This is a genomic window from Microcoleus sp. Pol14D4 (assembly GCF_036701245.1).
Classification (GTDB): Bacteria; Cyanobacteriota; Cyanobacteriia; order Cyanobacteriales; family Microcoleaceae; genus Microcoleus.
On the sequence record NZ_JAUBQM010000002.1, the window covers coordinates 170106 to 189527 of the forward strand.

Annotated in this window: 12 protein-coding genes; 8 read left to right on the plus strand and 4 right to left on the minus strand. The window is 45.2% G+C overall.

Annotated elements, in window-relative coordinates; translation table 11 throughout:
- Positions 1–3: 3 nt before the first annotated feature.
- From QUA33_RS01950 to QUA33_RS01975, 6 genes are all read left to right on the plus strand, one after another.
- Positions 4–2070: a response regulator gene (locus QUA33_RS01950; protein WP_333146052.1), complete on the plus strand. Its 2067-nt coding sequence runs from the start codon at positions 4–6 to the stop codon at positions 2068–2070.
- A 142-nt stretch (positions 2071–2212) separates the two neighbouring features.
- Positions 2213–3040, plus strand: coding sequence for a type I methionyl aminopeptidase (map, locus tag QUA33_RS01955; RefSeq protein WP_333075521.1), 828 nt, complete (start codon positions 2213–2215; stop codon positions 3038–3040).
- A 205-nt stretch (positions 3041–3245) separates the two neighbouring features.
- Positions 3246–3938 (plus strand): response regulator transcription factor, encoded by a 693-nt coding sequence (locus tag QUA33_RS01960; protein WP_333068795.1) that lies wholly within the window; start codon positions 3246–3248, stop codon positions 3936–3938.
- 595 nt (positions 3939–4533) lie between these two features.
- Positions 4534–4893: a hypothetical protein gene (locus QUA33_RS01965; RefSeq protein WP_333146053.1), complete on the plus strand. Its 360-nt coding sequence runs from the start codon at positions 4534–4536 to the stop codon at positions 4891–4893.
- Between the two features lie 513 nt (positions 4894–5406).
- A complete protein-coding gene (locus QUA33_RS01970) occupies positions 5407–10590 on the plus strand; it encodes an nSTAND1 domain-containing NTPase (protein WP_333146055.1) in 5184 nt (1727 codons plus the stop codon).
- A gap of 215 nt (positions 10591–10805) precedes the next feature.
- Complete coding sequence (locus tag QUA33_RS01975; protein WP_333146057.1) at positions 10806–13094, plus strand: FdhF/YdeP family oxidoreductase; 2289 nt, start codon at positions 10806–10808, stop codon at positions 13092–13094.
- Between the two features lie 285 nt (positions 13095–13379).
- Here the strand turns inward: QUA33_RS01975 and QUA33_RS01980 are convergent, their stop codons facing one another.
- From QUA33_RS01980 to QUA33_RS01985, 3 genes are all read right to left on the minus strand, one after another.
- Positions 13380–13901: a glycosyltransferase gene (locus QUA33_RS01980; protein WP_333146059.1), complete on the minus strand. Its 522-nt coding sequence runs from the start codon at positions 13899–13901 to the stop codon at positions 13380–13382.
- Positions 13902–13968: 67 nt separating this feature from the next.
- Positions 13969–14061 carry a hypothetical protein gene (locus QUA33_RS28170; RefSeq protein ID WP_445243212.1) on the minus strand — a complete coding sequence of 31 codons (93 nt, stop codon included), beginning with the start codon at positions 14059–14061 and terminating at the stop codon, positions 13969–13971.
- 62 nt (positions 14062–14123) lie between these two features.
- Complete coding sequence (locus QUA33_RS01985) at positions 14124–14459, minus strand: glycosyltransferase family 2 protein (RefSeq protein ID WP_333100228.1); 336 nt, start codon at positions 14457–14459, stop codon at positions 14124–14126.
- 331 nt (positions 14460–14790) lie between these two features.
- Between QUA33_RS01985 and QUA33_RS01990 the strand changes: the two genes are divergently transcribed.
- Both QUA33_RS01990 and QUA33_RS01995 read left to right on the plus strand, forming a co-directional pair.
- Positions 14791–15195 (plus strand): hypothetical protein, encoded by a 405-nt coding sequence (locus tag QUA33_RS01990; RefSeq protein ID WP_333146061.1) that lies wholly within the window; start codon positions 14791–14793, stop codon positions 15193–15195.
- On the plus strand, positions 15189–17690 hold the full coding sequence (locus QUA33_RS01995; RefSeq protein ID WP_333100225.1) for a protein kinase domain-containing protein: 2502 nt from the start codon (positions 15189–15191) through the stop codon (positions 17688–17690). Before QUA33_RS01990 ends, QUA33_RS01995 begins: the two co-directional genes overlap by 7 nt.
- 159 nt (positions 17691–17849) lie before the next feature.
- Here the strand turns inward: QUA33_RS01995 and QUA33_RS02000 are convergent, their stop codons facing one another.
- Entirely contained in the window at positions 17850–19262 is a 1413-nt protein-coding gene (locus QUA33_RS02000; RefSeq protein WP_333146063.1) for a hypothetical protein, read from the minus strand.
- Positions 19263–19422: the final 160 nt, after the last annotated feature.

A 19422-nucleotide genomic window follows, 5' to 3' on the forward strand; every position in this document is an offset into this window, starting at 1 on the left:
ATTATGAATCTGCAGTCCCCCCATCGAGTAAATGTCCTTTTAGTTGACGATCGCCCAGAAAATTTGGTAGCTCTCGAAGCTATCCTCAACAGCCCCTCTTATCATCTAGTACAAGCTAGTTCGGGGGCGGAGGCTCTGAGATGCCTGCTTAATGAAGATTTTGCAGTAATTTTGCTTGATGTGCAGATGCCGGGAATGGATGGATTTGAGACAGCAACCTTGATTCGCTCTAGAGATCGATCGCGAGCGACTCCGATTATTTTTATCACAGCATTCAGCAGTAATGACACCCACGTGTTTAAAGGTTATTCTCTGGGTGCGGTGGATTACCTGTTCAAACCCTTAGAACCGGAAATATTGACCTCGAAGGTGCAGGTATTTGTGGAATTGTTCCAAAAAACAGTCGAGGTAAAGCAGCAAGCAACACAGTTAGCTGCTGTTAATAGTGAACTAAGTAAAAGTGAAGAGCGGTTTCGCACTTTGTGTGCTTGTTCGCCACTAGGAATTTACTTGGCTGACGTTGAAGGCCGCTGTACTTACATCAACCCGCGTTGTCAAGCGATTTGCGGGTTAACTTTGGAGGAAAGTTTGGCCGAGGTTTGGCAGCGGGAAGTTCATCCAGAAGATCGCGATCGGGTAGTAGCAGATTGGTTAGCTTGGATTAAAGAAAGTCAGGAATATTCTAACGAGTTTCGATTAGCTGGTAGCGAAACTGTGCGTTGGGTTCACGTGCAGTCGTCACCAATGTTTTCAGATTTGGGAAAACTGATCGGTCACGTGGGGACGGTTAGAGATGTCACCGACCGCAAGCAAGCAGAGGAAGAACGCGGCAGACTACTCCGGGAACAAGTGGCGCGGCAAGAAGCTGAGAGAGCTAATCAGATGAAGGATGAATTTCTAGCTATTCTCTCTCACGAACTCCGCACTCCTTTAAATGCAATTCTCGGCTGGTCTAGGCTGCTTCGTACCAAAACATTTGACCAAGACACTATTGAGAAAGCCCTAGAAACAATTGAGCGCAATGCTAAATCTCAAGCGCAACTCATTGAAGATATTTTAGATGTTTCGCGGATTCTGCGGGGGAAACTAAATTTAAATATGCATCCAATTCGGTTGGAATCTGCGATCAAGCTGGCAATAGATTCTTTGCAGCCGCTGACTGAGGAAAAATCAATAGTCATAGAATTAACGTGCAGTCCCAATGTAGGTGAAGTGATCGGCGATTTCGATCGCTTGCAGCAAATTGTGTGGAATTTGCTGTCAAATGCGATTAAGTTTAGTCCCCAAGAGGGTAAAGTAGAGGTGCGGTTAGAGTCAGTTGGCGATGAGGCTCAAATTGAGATAATTGATAGCGGCATTGGTATCGCTCCTGATTTTTTGCCTTATGTTTTCGATCGTTTCCGCCAAGCTGATAGCAGCACAACTAGGTCTTACGGGGGTTTGGGACTGGGATTGGCGATCGTCCGCCACTTGGTGGAACAGCACGGCGGTAAGGTGCATGCAGAGAATAATCCGGGCGAGGGTGCGAAATTTACGGTGGCTTTACCTCTTGCACAAAGCAAGACCGGAGGTGCAGGGGATGCTTGGTCGGAACTCAATGACGGGACAGAGGCTATTCCCACTCTGGCTAATTTGCAGTTGCTGGTGGTGGATGATGACGATGACACGCGGGAGTTTTTGATTGCTTTACTCGAGGACGAAGGAGCTATGGTGCGATCGGCGGCATCGGTAGCTGGGGCTCTAGCTGCACTGGAGAATTATTGGCCGGATCTGCTGCTGAGCGACATTGGAATGCCCGAAGCAGACGGCTACGAGTTGATCGCGCGCGTGAGAGAAATGGAATTGCTCAGGGGTGGAAAGATGCCTGCGATCGCCCTGACGGCCTACGCGAGAGAGCAAGAACGCCAGCAAGCGCTGGAAGCGGGTTTCCAGGTGCACTTATCTAAACCCGTTGACATAACTAAGTTAATTGCCACAATTGCTAACCTGACAGGAATGCTCGGAAATCCTGAACCGACAGACTCGGCGGTTAAAACCGCTTTGTTGACCCCCCAATCCCGTGCCGATTAGTGAGAAAAATATTAAGCTAGCTTAAAGGACAAGCGATCGACAGTTCGGAACAAGACACTCGTTTTTCCACAAAAAACTGGATTATTTGCCGTTTTTTGCTTCAACCTGCCGTCAAAGTACAAAATTACCCGCCAATCAATACATGAATATTTTTAGCAGTCTGCTTTCTGGTCCAACTCAAGCACCACAAGTCAAAAAACAGCGTCGAGGCATTGAAATTAAGTCGGAACGCGAAATCGAAATTATGCGACAGGCAGGGAAAATCGTTGCAACGGTACTCAAAGAAATTTCCCTAATGGTAAAACCGGGAATGACTACTGCTGATTTGGATGCTTATGCCGAAAGACGCATCCGCGAAATGGGTGCAACTCCCAGCTTTAAAGGCTATCACGGTTTCACGGGATCGATTTGCTCTAGCATTAATAACGAAGTTGTTCACGGCATCCCCAGCGCCAAAAAAGTAATTCGGGCAGGAGATGTTCTTAAGGTAGATACTGGGGCATATTATCAAGGTTTTCACGGCGATTCTTGCATTACGATCGCAGTTGTGGAAGTGACTCCCGAATCGGCAAAATTAATCCGAGTCGCAGAAGAAGCTCTCTACAAAGGCATCGAACAAGTGAAGGCTGGAGCTTATTTGCTCGATCTGGCTGGCGCGATCGAAGATCATGTCAAAAGCAACGGTTTTAGCGTCGTTGAGGAGTTTACCGGCCACGGTGTCGGGCGAAATTTGCACGAGGAACCGTCGGTTTTCAATTTTCGCACGCGGGAAATGCCGAACGTGAAATTGCGAGCCGGCATGACATTGGCGATCGAACCAATTCTGAATGCGGGTTCTAAGTACACTCGGACGCTTTCTGACAAGTGGACTGCTGTAACGGTTGACAATGCTATGTCTGCTCAGTTTGAGCATACTGTGTTGGTGACGGAAACTGGTTATGAAATTTTGACAGATCGTTCAAAAGTTTAAGTGGAAGGGTTCAACAATAATTTTGAGTTTTGAGTTTCGAGTTTTGAATTAAAGATTTAAACACTTTTTAATCCTTAGATCAAAACCTAACTCAAAGCTCTTGAGTTGGACAACAAGTTTTTAACTTCCTTCGAGGGATGGAGTGACAATAAGACTTAAATGCGGCTAAATTAAAAAATAGTGGTAAAGCGTAAAGGTAACAACTATGTCAGCACGATTATTATTGGTAGATGATGAACCGGGCTTGCGGGAAGCAGTACAAGCTTATTTGGAAGATAGCGATTTTGCGGTTGAGGTGGCCAGTAATGCTCGCGATGGGTGGGAACTCTTGCAGCAGTACAATCCCGATTTGGTGATTTCAGATATTATGATGCCCCAGGTGGACGGTTATCAATTTCTCAAGCAAGTGCGGGAAGATCCTCGCTATAAGGCTTTGCCTGTGGTGTTTTTGACGGCTAAGGGGATGACGAGCGATCGTATTCAAGGCTATCAAGCAGGCTGCGATGCTTATCTTTCTAAGCCCTTCGATCCCGACGAATTAGTAGCAATAGTAACCAATTTGCTAGCCCGCCGTGCGGCTGCTAAGGAGACAAGCGAAAATCCTGAAAGTCCAGATATTGCTGCTTTGACAAGCCAAATGGCGAGAATTGAGTCTTTGCTGAGCGGGCGGAGTTCGATCGCCCAAAGCCCTTCGCCGATTAAAATTGATTTGACTCCGCGAGAACAAAGTGTCTTGGATTTGGTTGCTCAAGGTTTGATGAATAAGGAAATTGCCCGCCGCTTGGAAACTAGCGTGCGTAATGTGGAAAAGTACGTCAGCCGTTTGTTCAGCAAGACGGGTACTAACAGCCGTACTGAGTTGGTTCGCTTCGCTCTCGAACACGGCTTGACGAAATAGGACCCCTTTCGACTTGGCTGGAGGCTCTGCCTCGTCGAGTGGCGTTACCAGGAAGAGCCTGGTAACGAAAATCATCCAAAAACGTAGAAATGTTAAGATATAAGTATTGACAGATATCCGGCGACTGTGGTAAGGCACATCAGCTTGCTGGTGGCAGCGCGGGAGTGCGAAAACTGGTGTGCGATCGAACTTCTCACCCACTTTGCTTTGAGTCTGAGATGAACACTCGCAAAGGCTGGAGAATTACTTAACGGGAAAACCTGACTGTTTAAGAGTTTTCACGTAGTAAATAGAAACGCAAACAGTTGACCGGATCTGCTCAGTTAAGCAAACTTGCCGCGAAAAGTCACAGATAAGGTTAGATCCTGTGGAAAAACAAGCCACTATTAATTAATGACTCTGCTCAAAAACGGATACTTGTGAACTGCCACAGAGGTAAGTAGCCCACAATTTTAGACCCTAGTTCAAGCTCTCAGATTCATCTATGAAGTAAATCTAAAATCTAAAATCTAAAATCGACTCACAGCGCTCTAAAGTAGCGGCGGATGTTGAATGTATAGCAGCACCAAAGTTTAGTTTATACCAGGAGGATACCATGAGGAAAATCACGGCGCGACAAACAATAAGTGCCATAGTAGCACTGCCGATCGTACTAATAGCCAATACAACTCAAGCTTTGGCCGCCGATACCGGTCAGAAAATAGATCCAATTAAGAAAGTTTCGGATTTTGGCGATGAACTAGATTTTGATATGGGGCAACCAACAACCATCAGCATTGAAGAAAGCGAGGATTGGGATGAACCTGATTTTGCAGCTACTTTAGATATGGAGATTAGTAAATTTATGACAAAAAATCTTCAAGCTGTAATTGATGAGCCGCCCCCGGTAGTTTATCTCAGTGCGGCAAGGGGTCAGTCAAGCAAGGAATGCCGGATTTCAGCGATATGCGAATAACTGAATTGGATTTGGGCGATTTGGGCGATGGCTGGGAGCCCCGCAAACAAAGACTCTTTTGCTGGGTAGAATTGGAGCAATTATCAAGATTTCAGTAAAATCCGGTTGATTTTGCTGGGAATAGGCGAATAACAGAGTATGTATTTTTTTGGGTATGCTTTAATGGCGATCGGCTAACATAATAAGTATGCAGGCCGAAATAAACTTAACTAATTGATAGTTGCCAGTGATTGGAAATCACCCACAATAGCAGAAATAAAATTAATCCTAGGGTTCTTCGCAGTGATTTGCCAACGTAAAAACGGGTAAAAGTAAACTTGGAGCAGCCGCTAAAACGGTGAGGAAGTTCTTAATTGCACTTCCCCGGTCGTCGATTCGTTCCATCCGTTACATCCGTTAAAAAATCCGTTGCCGAACTGCCATCCGTTACATCCGTTAAGAAATCCGTTACCGAACTCCATTTTTTCGACAGTTGACAGCACCTATCCTGAGAAAATCTTTCCAATATTAATTATGCTTAATTCGCACTGCCAGCAAGACACAGCAGCACAGCAAAACACAAGTTCGCTGCAAACTCTCACCCGGACTCTGAGAATGTCTCAGGGGCAATTTTCGCTGATTTTGGTGCGGTGCAATTACAGTGCGATGAGAGAGGAAATTGTAAGGCAATTGCGCGAGGAGTCTGGTATCGAGATTCGAGAAATTGTCCTTCCCGCATCTGTTAAAACTCTTTACACCACGATAGAAACCGAACTTTCAGGCAGCCAGCCATCAGCTTTAATGGTATTTGGATTGGAATCTGTAAGCGCGATCGATCGGGTACTGACTTCTACCAACTACGTGAGGGAAGAATTTCGCAATAATTTTCCCTTTCCTGTGGTGCTTTGGGTGACAGATAAAATATTAAAAAAACTGATTCGGTTAGTAACAGATATCGAAACTTGGACGACAAGTGTTGAATTTGCGATCGGCCCCGACGACTTGGTGGATTTCATGGGCAAAAGTGCCGATCGCATTTTTTCCAACATTTTGGAAAGTGGCAATTGGCGTTTAACTAATTCTGCCATTCTCGGAGCCAATTCTTTGAGTGAACTAGAGTCGGCTAGCCAAGACTTGCAAACTTGCAACATCAGGTTAGAACCAGCTATTGAAGCGAGTTTGCAATTTATTCGCGGTAGGCACGAATATGCTTGTCACCGCATCCCTGCGGCTATTGAATTGTATCAAAAAAGTCTCAGTTTTTGGAAGCATCAAGTAGCGTTTATTGGGTCGAAAACACAATTTAGCGATTTGTTATTTACCGTTCACCCAGCACCGTTGTTAGAGGGAATTCTGCTATTCCACATCGGTCTTTGTTACCGCTTCCAAGCAGAACAACACCGCAGCGGCAACCGTCCTTACTGGACGGAGGCGAAAAATTATTTTCAGGAATGTATAGATGTTTTAGAACGGGCGGGACGACCGGATGCCGTTGGTATATTCATCAATCAACTTGGCGAAGTATTGCAATATTTAGAAGATTGGGATGCACTCTGGAATTTAGCTATCAAAGCTCGGAGGTTACATGAAAATATGAAAAATTCAGCAGTTAATTTGGCTCAAGATTACGGCTTTTTGGCTAGAGTAGCCTTAGAGCAAAAAAACTGGAAAGGGGCGAAAGAATGGGCTTTAATCGCTCTAGACGTTCTCAACTCAAATTTAGAAGCTACGGGACAGGGAACCCCTGTAAAGTCGCAGCATCTAGGCTTATATCTGTTAATTTTAGCAGAGGCTCAGAGTCATTTGGGTGAGGTGCAGGAGGCGATCGCACATTTAGAGCTTGCTCGCTTAGAAACCGAACCTTGCTACAACCCGCAACTGTATTTGCGGGTTTTAGAAATGCTGCGATCGCTCTATTTTCAGCGGGGAGAATATCTCAAAGCATTTCAAATTAAGCAAGATTATCGAGCGGTGGAACACACGTATCGGTTCCGAGCTTTTATTGGAGCCGGAAAATTGCAGCCGCACAGAGAAGCGGTTAATTCCGTCGCCGAAACTCTTGCCGGCGCTGCTACTATTGCTGACGAAATTACAGCTTCCGGCAGAGAACAAGACCTCAACCGCTTGATATATAGGATGAACAATACCCCCGACAAACTGACAGTAATTTACGGTCAGTCTGGAGTTGGCAAAAGTTCAATAGTCACGGGAGGATTAGTACCAGCTCTCAAACAAAAAAAAATAGAAATGCGGACTGTTTTGCCCGTAGTGCTGCAAGTTTATAACAACTGGCCGCGGGAATTGACCAGACAGTTATCTGCTGGGAAAGCTGAAATATTCGATCCGGAAATTTCCGAAGCAGTACCAGAAATTTCTCCGGTAGATTTGACCGTAGAAGCAGGCGAAGTCAAGGGAAATCTTATTTCGGGGTTTCAGGGTGGCTCGACTGGGAATAATGAGGATCGAACGGAGCAGTCACAGCCAGTAGAATTAATCATACAACAACAGGCGATCGAATACGAAAATATTCTCAACGAGCTGCAAATAAATTCCGAACATTTAGTGACTGTTCTGATATTTGACCAATTTGAAGAATTTTTTTTCGTGTGGAAAGAGCCAGCGGAAAGACAAATATTTTTTGATTTTTTGCGGGAATGCTTGAAAATAAAATATTTAAAAGTCGTCCTGTGTTTGCGGGAAGATTACCTGCACTATTTGCTGGAATTTTCCCGACCCAAAAACCAGACAGGATTCGTTAACAATGATATTTTGGAGGACATTCTCAGCAAAAATATTCTGTTTTATTTGGGAAATTTTTCGCTGGTCGATGCGCGATCGGTAATTCGCACTTTAACTGAACGAGCGCAGTTTTACTTAGAACCGGATCTGATCGAAGAATTAGTCAAAGATCTAGCTGGAGAATTGGGAGAAGTCCGCCCGATCGAACTACAACTTGTCGGCGCTCAACTGCAACAAGAGGACATTAGAACTTTAAGTCAATATCAGGAACTCGGCAACAATCCGCAACAAAAATTAGTAGAAAGGTTTCTCGAAGAAGTCATCAAAGATTGCGGCCCTGAAAATGAAGTAGCGGCCCGCCGAGTTTTGTATTTTCTAACAGATGAAGAGGAGATACGTCCCCTAAAAACCCGCGCTGAATTAGCCTCCAATTTGGCGACTTTTGCCGAAGCCGACAAATTAGATTTAGTCTTAGAGCTGTTAGTAAGCTCTGGTTTAGTTTTTCGATGGACGGAACTGCCTGCTGAGCTTTATCAGCTCGTTCACGATTATTTAGTTAGCTTCATTCGCCAGCAGCAAGAATTAGATCAAAAGGCAGAATTTGAGGAACTGCGAAAGCAAAATCAAATTAACCGAGATGAAATTGAACAAATTCGCAAAGACAGAGAGCAAGATGCTTTGCTGTCGGAAGCTAGAGACAAACAGTACCAAGCGGAAGCTCAACTTTACCAAACTCGGAGATGGCAATTGCGGGCGGCGGTTCTAGGAGTGCTTGTACTCGGAGGTGTTTCGGCGATGGCATTCGAGCAAGCGAAACTAGCAGAAAGCGCGCGGCAAGAAGCAGAAAAAAGTCGGACTGACGCCCTAAATTCGGCGTCGGAAGCTTTAGTGCTTTCTAATGAAAAAAACCAATTAGGAGTGTTGGGAAATAGTATCAAAATCGGCCGTGATTCTCTGAAAAGTACAGCGCTGCCTGTGGAGACAAAAACTCAAATTGCTGAAAGACTCAGACAAGCAGTTTCCGGGGTGCAAGAACGCAACCGTTTCGAGCAGCACAGCAAGTTTGTTTTGGATGTGAGTGTCAGTCCCGACGGCAATTCAGTTGCTTCGGCAAGTGCTGACAAAACTGTTAAATTGTGGACCAAAGAAGGTAAGTTATTAAAAACTTTCAATCACCCGGATAGCGTCACGAGTGTTAGTTTTAGTCCCGATGGGAAAACGATCGCTACTGGTTGTGCCGATCGCACAATTAGAATTTGGCAAGTTGATAACGACAAAAGTGCCATCGGCATTTTATCCGGCCACCGCGATATCGTCACCAGCGTCAGTTTCAGCCCCGACGGCAAAACCCTAGCTTCCGCCAGTCACGACAACACCGTCAAAATCTGGAACCTGGCGAATAAAAAATTGCTGCAAACCTTAACCGGACACAAAGACTGGGTGCTCGGCGTCAGTTTCAGTCCCGACGGCCAAACAATTGCCTCAGCAAGTGTTGACAAAACTGTCAAACTTTGGAACCGAGAAAGTAAAACCCAGAAATTTAAAATTAATCCCAAAACATTAACCAATCATTCTGGAATTGTTTACAGCGTTAAGTTCAGTCCTAACAGTCGAGAACTCGTCTCGGCAAGTGCCGACACCACAGCCAAAATTTGGAACCGAAATGGTGAGGAAATCAGAACTCTCAAAGGACACAACGATGAAGTTGTCAGCGCGAGTTTCAGTCGCGATGGCGAAAAAATCGTCACCGGCAGTGCAGACGATACGGTGAAAGTTTGGAGTCGCAGCGGCACTTTGCTCAATACTTTTCGAGGACATCAAGACGACGTAAGGGGCGTAAGTTTCAGCGGGGACGGCACTATTGCTTCCGCAAGTAAAGACAAAATAGTGAAAATTTGGAAACCGGACAGCACTCCGCTGAATAAGATTTTATCGGGACACGGAGACTGGGTTTACAAAGTCAGTTTTAGCGCTGATAGCAAAACAATTGCTTCTGCTAGCGGGGACAAAACCGTGAGACTTTGGCGGGATGACGGCAGTTTATTCAAAATTTTAGAAGGTCACAAGGATTCTGTTACCTGGGTGAGCATTTCGCCTGATGATAAAACTGTTGCTTCGGCGAGCGATGACAAAACAGTGAAAGTCTGGAGTTTAAACGGCAAACTGTTAGATACTCTCAGCCACAGCGGCATTGTTAAAAGCGTGATTTTTAGTCCAGACGGAAAGATAATTGCCGCTGCAAGTGCCGATCGCAAATTGTACCTCTGGCGCTGGAACGGTTCTAAAGCAACTTTGTTTGCAAAACTCGATCACACCAATCCAGTAATTAGCGTTAGCTTCAGTCCCGACGGCAAAACTATTGCTACTGCTACCGCTGCTGAGGACAAGGCAAGCGGGAAGAAAAAGGCTTTTGAAATTACCGGAGAAAAGAGAGTTTACCTGTGGCAATTTAACGGTTCGTCTGCCAAAATTATGAAAACTCTCGACCACCGGGACAGCGTTAAAAATGTTAGTTTCAGTCCCGACGGTAAGACTATTGCTGCTGCTTGCGCTGACAAAAAAGTTTACTTGTGGGGGTTTGATGGAAAGGTAGCAAATTTAACTGAAAAACTCGACCACAGCGATACTGTAGAAAGCGTGAGTTTCAGTCCCGACGGCAAGTTGATTGCGGCGGCGAGTGGGGGAAATACTGTTAAACTTTGGGATTTTGACGGCAAGAAGGCGCTGCTATCTAAGACGTTAGAATCGAGCGATCGGGTGTTGAGCGTTACTTTTAGTTCGGACAGCAAAACTCTGGCTTTTGCTAGTAGGGATAGGACTGTAATTCTGTTGCATGTGGAGAATTTGGAACTAAATAATATCATTGCTCGCAGTTGCGAGTGGTTGGGAGATTATTTGCAGAATGACCCGAATGTTGCTGAGGGCGATCGACTGCTGTGTCTTGGGTTTGGGAAGCAGGCGTTAAATAAGAGGAAGTAAACCTTGTTTGTAGTGAGGAATTCATTTCTCTCTCTGCCGATGAAGAAGGAATTCTATTCATGACGGCTAACCTAGAGTTTAATTTAGATTAAAGTATCTATCTGTTGACTGGTGTTTTTGGCTTTAACTTTGCGCTAAAATTTCCGTAATAAACTTAACTCCTTTGGCGGTTCGCCCGCCGCATTAATCCGCAATTCCAACAAAAGGTAAACCGCATGGATGTCAACTCCCAAAATGTCCAACCAATCCCGCCATTCAACGAGACAAACGAGGAAACACCAGAGATAGGTGGCGGTTTGCCCGTAATAGAATATTGGGCAGAACATACATTGTCCCCAGAAGGGCCGAAACTTTGGAAAACTTTGCTGCACAAAAGTGCTTGTTTGTCCTGTTCTTGGGGCACTGGCGGGCAGAAAGGAGGTTTTACAAATGAAGAGGGCGAAAAACTTCAGCGCTGCATGAAAAGCGTCGAAGCAATCTCCGCTGAAATCAAGCCCGCTATCTCAACTCAATTTTTTGAAAAGAAGAGTATTGCAGAACTTCAGCAATTAACTTCAATGGAAGCCGATAGGTTGGGAAGGCTGAGTTTTCCGATGATTTTGCGGGCTGGTTCATCTCATTACGATCGCATTTCTTGGGAAGAAGTTTATCAAATTGCCGAAGCTGCTTTTCGCAAAACCCCGGAACGAGTAGCATCTTACAGTTCCGGCCGCTCTTCCAACGAAGCGGCTTTTCTGCTGCAATTGATGATGAGAGCGATGGGTTCCAATAACTTAGCAGATTGTTCCGATCTCTGCCACGCTCCCTCGACAACTGGCTTAAGCGAAATGTTTGCCACTCGCACCTCGATAGTGAGTCTAGAAAACTTAAAGCAAGCAGATTGCGTCGTGCTCGCGGGTGCGAATTCTGCCTACAACCATCCCCGCTTCATGAACGAATTAATTAAAATTCGCGACAAAGGCGGTAAAATCATTGTAATCAATCCGGTGATGGAAATCGGATTAGTCAAGTTTGGTTCTCCGGCATTTCCCGTCAAGTCGCTCATCCCCGGTTCCGATATTTCCTCCTTATACTTGCAACCAATTCCGGGCAGCGATACGGCGCTATTTGTCGGCATTCAAAAGTCTATAATCGAACAAGGGTTGCTGGATGAAAAATACTTGCAAGCCTATACAGAAGGCTGGGAAGCAGTAGTCCAGCACGCCCGCGAAACCGATTGGGAATCTATTACTAAAACCTGCGGAGTTTCCCAAGCAGAAATTGAGGCAGCAGCCAAAATCATCGGCACTTCAAAGCGGGTTGTATTCGGTTGGGCGATGGGAATTACCCAACACGATAACGGCGTAGATAATGTTTTTAGCATTGCCAACACTGCCTTAATGACAGGAAATGTCGGCAAAGAAGGGGCGGGATTAATGCCAGTCAGAGGACACTCAAACGTCCAAGGATTCGGATCTATGGGCGTCACTGTGAAGCTAAAAAAAGAAATTCAACAAGCTTTAGAAAAACTGTTAGATCGTCCCCTCAGTTCTGTTAAGGGTTACGAAACTCGATCGCTCATTGAAGCAGCAGATGCAGGCAAAGTCGATACGCTGATCTGTCTGGGCGGCAACTTGTACGGGGCAAATCCAGATTCAAATCAGGCAAAACGCGCTTTAGCCAATGTTGAAACTATTATTTACCTTGCAACTAAACCGAACTTAGGACATTTTAGCGGATTGGCAAAATACAATACAATTGTGATTCCTGTACTGAATCGATTTGAAAATCCCCATAAAACAACGGTGGAATCAGGAAATAATTTTGTGCGTTTAAATGATGAGGGTGAAACTCATCTCACAAATTCTGATTTGATTCCTGAAGTACATTTTTTGACAGAATTAGCAAGCAGAATTCACGGTGATTTCCCTGTTGATTGGCGCAGACTTCAAGATACAAAATACGTTCGGCAATTAATTGCTAAAACCATTCCTGGTTATGAAAAGATGGCAACAATTGATGAAACAAAAGAGGAATTCACGATCGGCGGTCGCATTTTTACAGAACCTAAATTTCCTACAGAGTCTGGGAAAGCGAAGATGTTTGTCGCGCCTTTACCTAAGCTGAAGTTACCCGAAGCGAAAGAGTTTGGAGGATCGGAATCAACACAGGGTATTGTTGTGGCATTGATGACGGGACGCAGCTATTCTCAGCACAATACTGTGGTTTACAAAATTGATGACAAGTACCGGGGAATGCCGCACCGCAACTGCATTTTGATGAATCGTGCGGATGCAGAAAGCACGGGTTTTCGAGAACATCAGCGGGTTACGGTGCAGGGCAATGTGGGGAAAATGGAAAATGTCGAGGTGATTTATGGGGCGGTTCGTGAGGGTGCTGCTTTGATGTTTTATCCTGAAGTGAATGTGATTTTTCACCCGGAGATTGAAAAGCGATCGGGTACTCCTGCTTACAAGCGCGTACCTGCTTTTGTATACGCGGAAGTTCGGCAACGGATTCTGTAACGGATGTAACGGATGTTATGATTAGCTCTGCCTTATGTCTTCTATAAATCACATTTTAGATGCTTTTTAAGAACAGGCAATATGCCTGTTCCACAAGGAGTTAATTTTTTGTGGGGTGGGCATCTTGCCTGCCCCTATGCAAGTCTTAATTAACTCTTAATTTGCAAAGTTCTACCGCGCCAAGTCCATCCCCAACCGGTTTCAGTTTTAATCGCAGAACCGATCGCCATTGCCGCCACTAACGCACCTCCGAAACCTCCCAACTACCAGTATCTCGTCGGACATTCAGAAATCTCGGCACCCAAGCGGCGCAAATTGTAATGGTGCCAAATTACGATTTTTACTAAGAAGGAAGAAGGAAGAAGGAAGAGAGAAGACAGAAGAAGAAAGAGGGAAGACGGAAATTATTTGTTTCAGAATAATGAAAAATCCTCTCCACGGCATAGGATAAATAAAGAACATAATTGCAGCCATGTAAACCATCAACCCCCAACTGCGGTTAGCGCCGAGATACAGATTCTTTGTCCAGCCTTCCCACAATGCGCTCCAAGAGCGATACATCCGCACGGATGCCAAATTTGACCCGGAATAAAGTCCGAGCTTTAAACCCGCACTTTTGATGCGCCTAGCTAATTCCACATCTTCCACAATTTCGCCGGCAACTGCTTTGTGACCGCAAAATTTTTCGTAAGCCGATCGCCTAAATAACATGAACTGCCCGCCCGCAAAAGCACTGTCTGTTGTCGGATCGTTGACGGCGGTGAAGTTGTAGCAAACTGCTAGGTGATTGAAGATTATCGGCTGCACTAACTACTCGGCAAAACACTCACTTTCCCAGCGCTGGCATACAGGTGAATAAGTCTATTTTCTCAGTTTATGCTATTGCAATAGCGGTTTCGATCGCCCCTGGTTTGAGTCGCACGTCGGCATCGATAAATAATAAGAAGTCTCCGGTTGCTATGTGAATAGCTTGGGCGCAGGCCTAGTTTTGACCCGCTCAATATTGGTTGCTCGGTCGCGGCTGACCTGCTAATATTTTAAGCCGGGGTCGTTGAGATGCTGTTGCAGGGTTTGCCCGATCGCCTTGGTGTCGTCTGTCGAGCGATCGTCTACAATTAAAACTTCTAAGTTGTCCACAGACAGCGGTGTACTCTCCCTCACGGCGATCGCGCAATCCCGGATATTCTCTGCCTCGTTGTATGCTGGTACGATTACCGAAACTTTAGGGAACTGCGCGGCCGGTTCCGGTGAGGGCCTGGCGGAACTTCTGTCGGTTCGAGGCGCATATTTGACCGATCGGCGCAAATTCTTAGTGTAAGCTCTACTTACAATGAGAGAAAAAATTAGCAGGGTTAACAATATCAAAGCGAACAGACCTGAAATTTTCGGTAGACGATTTGTCTCTCTAAATATTAAAAAATATTAAAACAAAAAGCTAGTCGATCGCCCGAAAAGTTATTTTGACCGCCTCTTTTGCTATAATTTGTGAGCATCTTTCGGCTCGCCCGCACCGAGGGGTAAGACCCCTCACCCAGACAGCGGCCGAAAAGCCGAGGATAGATATCAGTTGTCAGAGGAGATTGCAATGGGCGAATTTTTTACAGTCGATGTGTTTGCGAACACGATAGCGGTACTCGGCGCTTTGGGTTTTTTCTTTTTGGGATATCAAGCTTTGCAGATGTTGAAAAGATAAAGTATGTCAGAACTGAGATGTTGCACAATTGTCAAGAACGGGCAAGATGCCCGTTCCACAAAGAATAAGTTTTATTGTGGAACAGGCATCTTGCCTGTTCCTAAACAAGTAATTGAGAATCGTGCAATATCTCAGTTAGAAGTCAGAAGTCAGAAGTCAGAAGGAAAGAAGTCAGAAGGAAAGAAGTCAGAGGGCAGAAGTCCGATGGAAGTCGGAAGAAGGAAAGAAAGAAGAACGAAAGAAACAACTATTCCCGCCCAATGCCCTGTTTTGCCAATGCCCAATGCCCTGTTTGGTCAATGCCTAGGAACACCTAATTTACCGGAAAAAGGCTATACAACTGACTCAACAGTGCAACTGTTTCTTGCGAAAATCAACCAAAAAAAGGCTGCGTTATTATCATGGTGAGCCAACTTTTAGATGGACGCTATCAAATCATTGAAGTCATAGAAACAGGAGAATTTGGACAAACATATCTTGCCAAAGATATTCGCCGTCCGGGAGAACCGCAGTGCTTTGTCAAGCACCTGCGTCCCGGTACCACCGAACCAAAATTAATTAATACTACGCGCCGTCTTTTTCAAAAAGAAGCAGAAGTTCTAGAAAAGCTCGGTCAACACGACCAAATTCCTCAGCTATTCGCTTATTTTGAAGAAAATGAAGAATTTTTCTTAGTAGAATCTTTTGTTGCCGGTCACTCGCTATCAACTGAGATTGTACCGGGCAAACCTCTAAGCGAAGAAAAGATGATTGCTTTGCTGAAGGAACTGTTAGAAATTTTAGTGTTTGTACACGGACAGGGAGTAATTCACCGAGATATTAAACCGGCAAATTTAATCCGCCGCTATTCAGATAACAAGTTAGTTTTAATCGACTTTGGCTCGGTGAAAGAAATTCACATCGCTCAAAGACAAGCGCCGGTAACTGTGCGGATTGGCACTCTGGAATATATGCCGATCGAACAATTTCAATACAACCCGCAACTCAACAGCGATATCTACGCTTTGGGAATGATTGGCATCCAAGCAATGACGGGTTTGCCGGCTTACGATTTGCCGAAACTGCGGGATTTGAAAAATTCTAATAAAGGCGAAATTGTTTGGCGGCATTTAGCCACCTGTTCCCAAGCGCTGGCTGATGTTTTGGACAATATGGTGCGCTACGATTTTCGGGAGAGGTACCAGTCGGCGGCGGAAGCTTTAGCAGATTTGAGGAAAATTGGCGATCGCTCGCGGGCACGGATTCCCAAGCTGACAATATATCGCGAAGAAGTCGATCGGCGCAGCAGCAGCCGGGGTGATATTACAGTCGTCGGTCGTAGAATATTAGATGAACTGCGCGTCAGTTTGGAATTACTGCCAGAAGAAGCAGAGGCGATTGAAGATGAGGTATTGAACCCTTACCGCAAATACAGGCAAAAAGGCGAACGCTACGAACAATCACTGCAAGAAGCAATGCAGCAAGAATATCCCTTTTCTCAGGAAACTCGCGACGAATTAAAACGCTTGCAGCAAGTTTTAGGGCTTACCGACGAAGATGCCGCGAAAATCGAAGAATTAGTCGTTCCTAAATCTTTATTCGCTAAATTGTACAAGGCGATCTCCACAGTTTTGGAGGGACACCGCAACCCCAGTGGGCCACCAGCCAGCAGCGCCCCTCAACTCGAATTGCAGGCAAGTCCGGCAGTATCCTCGCAGGTAAATCTGAACGGAAAAACCGATTTCTCGATCGGCAGCGCAGCAGTGCTTGTCCCCAAAGAAACTCGCAAATTCAATCCTTATCTCGCCGGGGCAACAATTGCAGCCATCTTAGCTGCGATCGGCGGAATTTACGGATATCTCAAGTGGCAAGAATGGCAGCAGCGAGTCCAGCAAGAATCCCAACAGCTCAATCAAATTGAAAGTCTTTATAAAGCCAGCAATTATGAAGAGTGTATCAGCCAAATACCAACTATTGCCAGCACTTCCACTAGCTATGCGTCTGCTAAAAACTTACAGGAACAGTGCCAAGCAGGTCTGCGGTGGAAGAACGCCAAAGTCAAAAATTTCGCTCAGCATTCAGATGCAGTTGGATCTGTTGCTTTCAGTCCAGACGGCTTAATGTTAGCCAGCGGTTCTAAAGACAAAACCATCCAAATTTGGGATTTAGCTACAGGCAAATCGCTCCGCACTTTTCCAGGAGATTCCTCCACCATTTGGTCGGTTGCTTTCGATTCAAACGGTACGAGACTCGCGACTGGAACAGGTTTTTGGCGAGTCATGCTGTGGGATTTAAAAACAGGGCAAGTGATTCGCAGTCTCGACCACACTGCTTCTGTTTGGTCTGTCGCTCTGAGCCCCGACGGACAGCTTGTAGCTAGCGGCAGCGGAGACAAAACCACGAAGATTTCGGATGCAGCAACTGGCAGTTTGATTCAGAATTTTCCCGACCATACAGATTTTGTTTATTCTGTTGCTTTCACTCCCGATGGAAAAAGTTTGGTTAGCGCTTCTAAGGATAAAAAAATTACAGTTGTGGATGTCGCAACAGGGGCGTTGCTCAAAACTATTGAGGGACACGGCGACGCGGTGAGGTCGGTTGCGGTTAGCCCGGACGGCAAGACAATTGTTAGCGGTTCCTACGATGAAACTATAAAGATATGGAATATCGAAACAGGAGATTTAATTCGCTCTATCAAGGGACATTCTGACGATATTGTCTCGGTTGCTATCAGCCCGGACGGGAAGTTTATTGCGAGCGGGAGCAAGGATAAAACTATTAAAATTTGGGATTTTGCTACCGGAGAGTTGCTGAATACTTTGACTGGACATTCCGATGAGGTTTATGTGGTGACTTTTAGTCCTGATGGCAAAACTATTGCTAGCGGTTCTAAAGACAATACTATTAAGTTGTGGCTGAGGTAATCAGAAGGAAGAAGGAAAAATATTCCTTGACGCACAGACTATACTTGTAGGGTGCGAAGTGCGCGCTTTACTAATACAGATAGTGTAACAATTGAAAACTTGTGTCCAGGACTGAATAAGTCAGTCAACAGTCAACAGTATCCATTAGTCACTGGTAATTTAATTGCTAAGATTAAGCTCGTTTTTTAAGGTTTGGGGAAAGTGCCAATAAGGCGTTTCTAATTGGTCGTCAGTTGGATAATTTTCAGTTGATTCCTCTCGAATTTGAAAAAAGTAGTAGAGGTTAGCCACAGTTAAATCGGATATTTCTTGCCAATTTGAGGCAGCTAAAGCTGGATAGCCAGTAGCGATCGCCTGTTGGCTGATATAAACTTGGTATCCCCGGCGGATTTCCGGCGACAAAGCGAAGGTTAGCTGGTCGCGCAAGGAGAGAAAGTGAGACTTTTGCTTTAAAGTTTCATAAAGGGAAGCTTCCGCAGCTAATACCGCGAATTTAGTGTACACGCTGCTTTTTAAACTATCGCCGGTGAGTTTATCTAAACTAGCTAACTGATGCTGCTCTTTTGGAGACAAAGTTTGCATCCAATCAACCTCATTTTGCCAAAATTCTATTACACTTAAATCATGACCGAGAATCCTAGTAACTTCAGGAAATAAAAAATCTAGTTGTGGTTCGGATTGACATCCTTTAACAACAGTTAGAAGATTTTGACGAATTTTTGATTGGAGTTCCAGCAGGCGATCGCTCACCATATCGTAGGCGCGCTGCAAGTGAAACGTAACGCCGATCGCCTGCTCGATCGCCCAAACACATTCCATTTGCCTGAGCTGTCCGGCAGAACACAACCCCTCCAACAAACTAGGATTATCATAAATTTTTAAAGCCTCAAACAGCATATCCCGCCCGCTATTAATTTCGTAATTCCGAAGTTTAATATCTGGCACTGTTAGGGCTGACTGACAGCGTTTAATAGCTTTAGAAAAAATATCGTAACCGTTAACCAGTTTCTGGCGGTGCATTTCAAAACTAGAGTCGTGAGCAACCTTAAAAATCTGCTGGATTACCTCTACTCCCCTATCTTTGAGGATGTGTCTGAGATCGATAAACCCGTCTTTAATTTTTAGCTTCTGGTGCTTTGCCTCTTCTCGGATTTTTAATACTTGGTTGAGGTTTACTGCGGACAAAACTGTGTTCGATACAGTGCCAATACCAATGACAGCAGCAGTCGCTTGCATAACTGCCAAATTAATTTTCAGACAGTTAAGCATTCTGTATATTTTTTGAAACCCCTGGTGAGTGTGAGCCACCTGCAACGGCGCCAATGTCACGTACACGGGAGCTACCAGCGGCTGTATGGGGCCACCTCCGGCTAACTGTGCGAGCAATCCTATAACTCCGCGATCGGATAGAGTTCCACTTGTTGATTGATAAAAGATTGTTGCGATCTCCACAAACTCCCCTGTCACCGGATCTCTAGCAGCAGGGAGCAATTTTCCTGTTTTGACAGCAGGCTGTACGAGGTTGCCACTATTGAGTCGAGCCTGAGTTGCAGGGGTGAATAGATAATCCATGTTGTGACTCAGCGTGCATTCAAAAAGGCAGATGTTCTGTATTGTATGCTGTTTAGGGAAACGAGGGATGAAAGGAAATGAATGAGTATCTCAAGGTATTCCAGGCTATTACCCAATTTAGCGATCGATTGTTGGCAAACGAATATCAATCCGTGGAGAT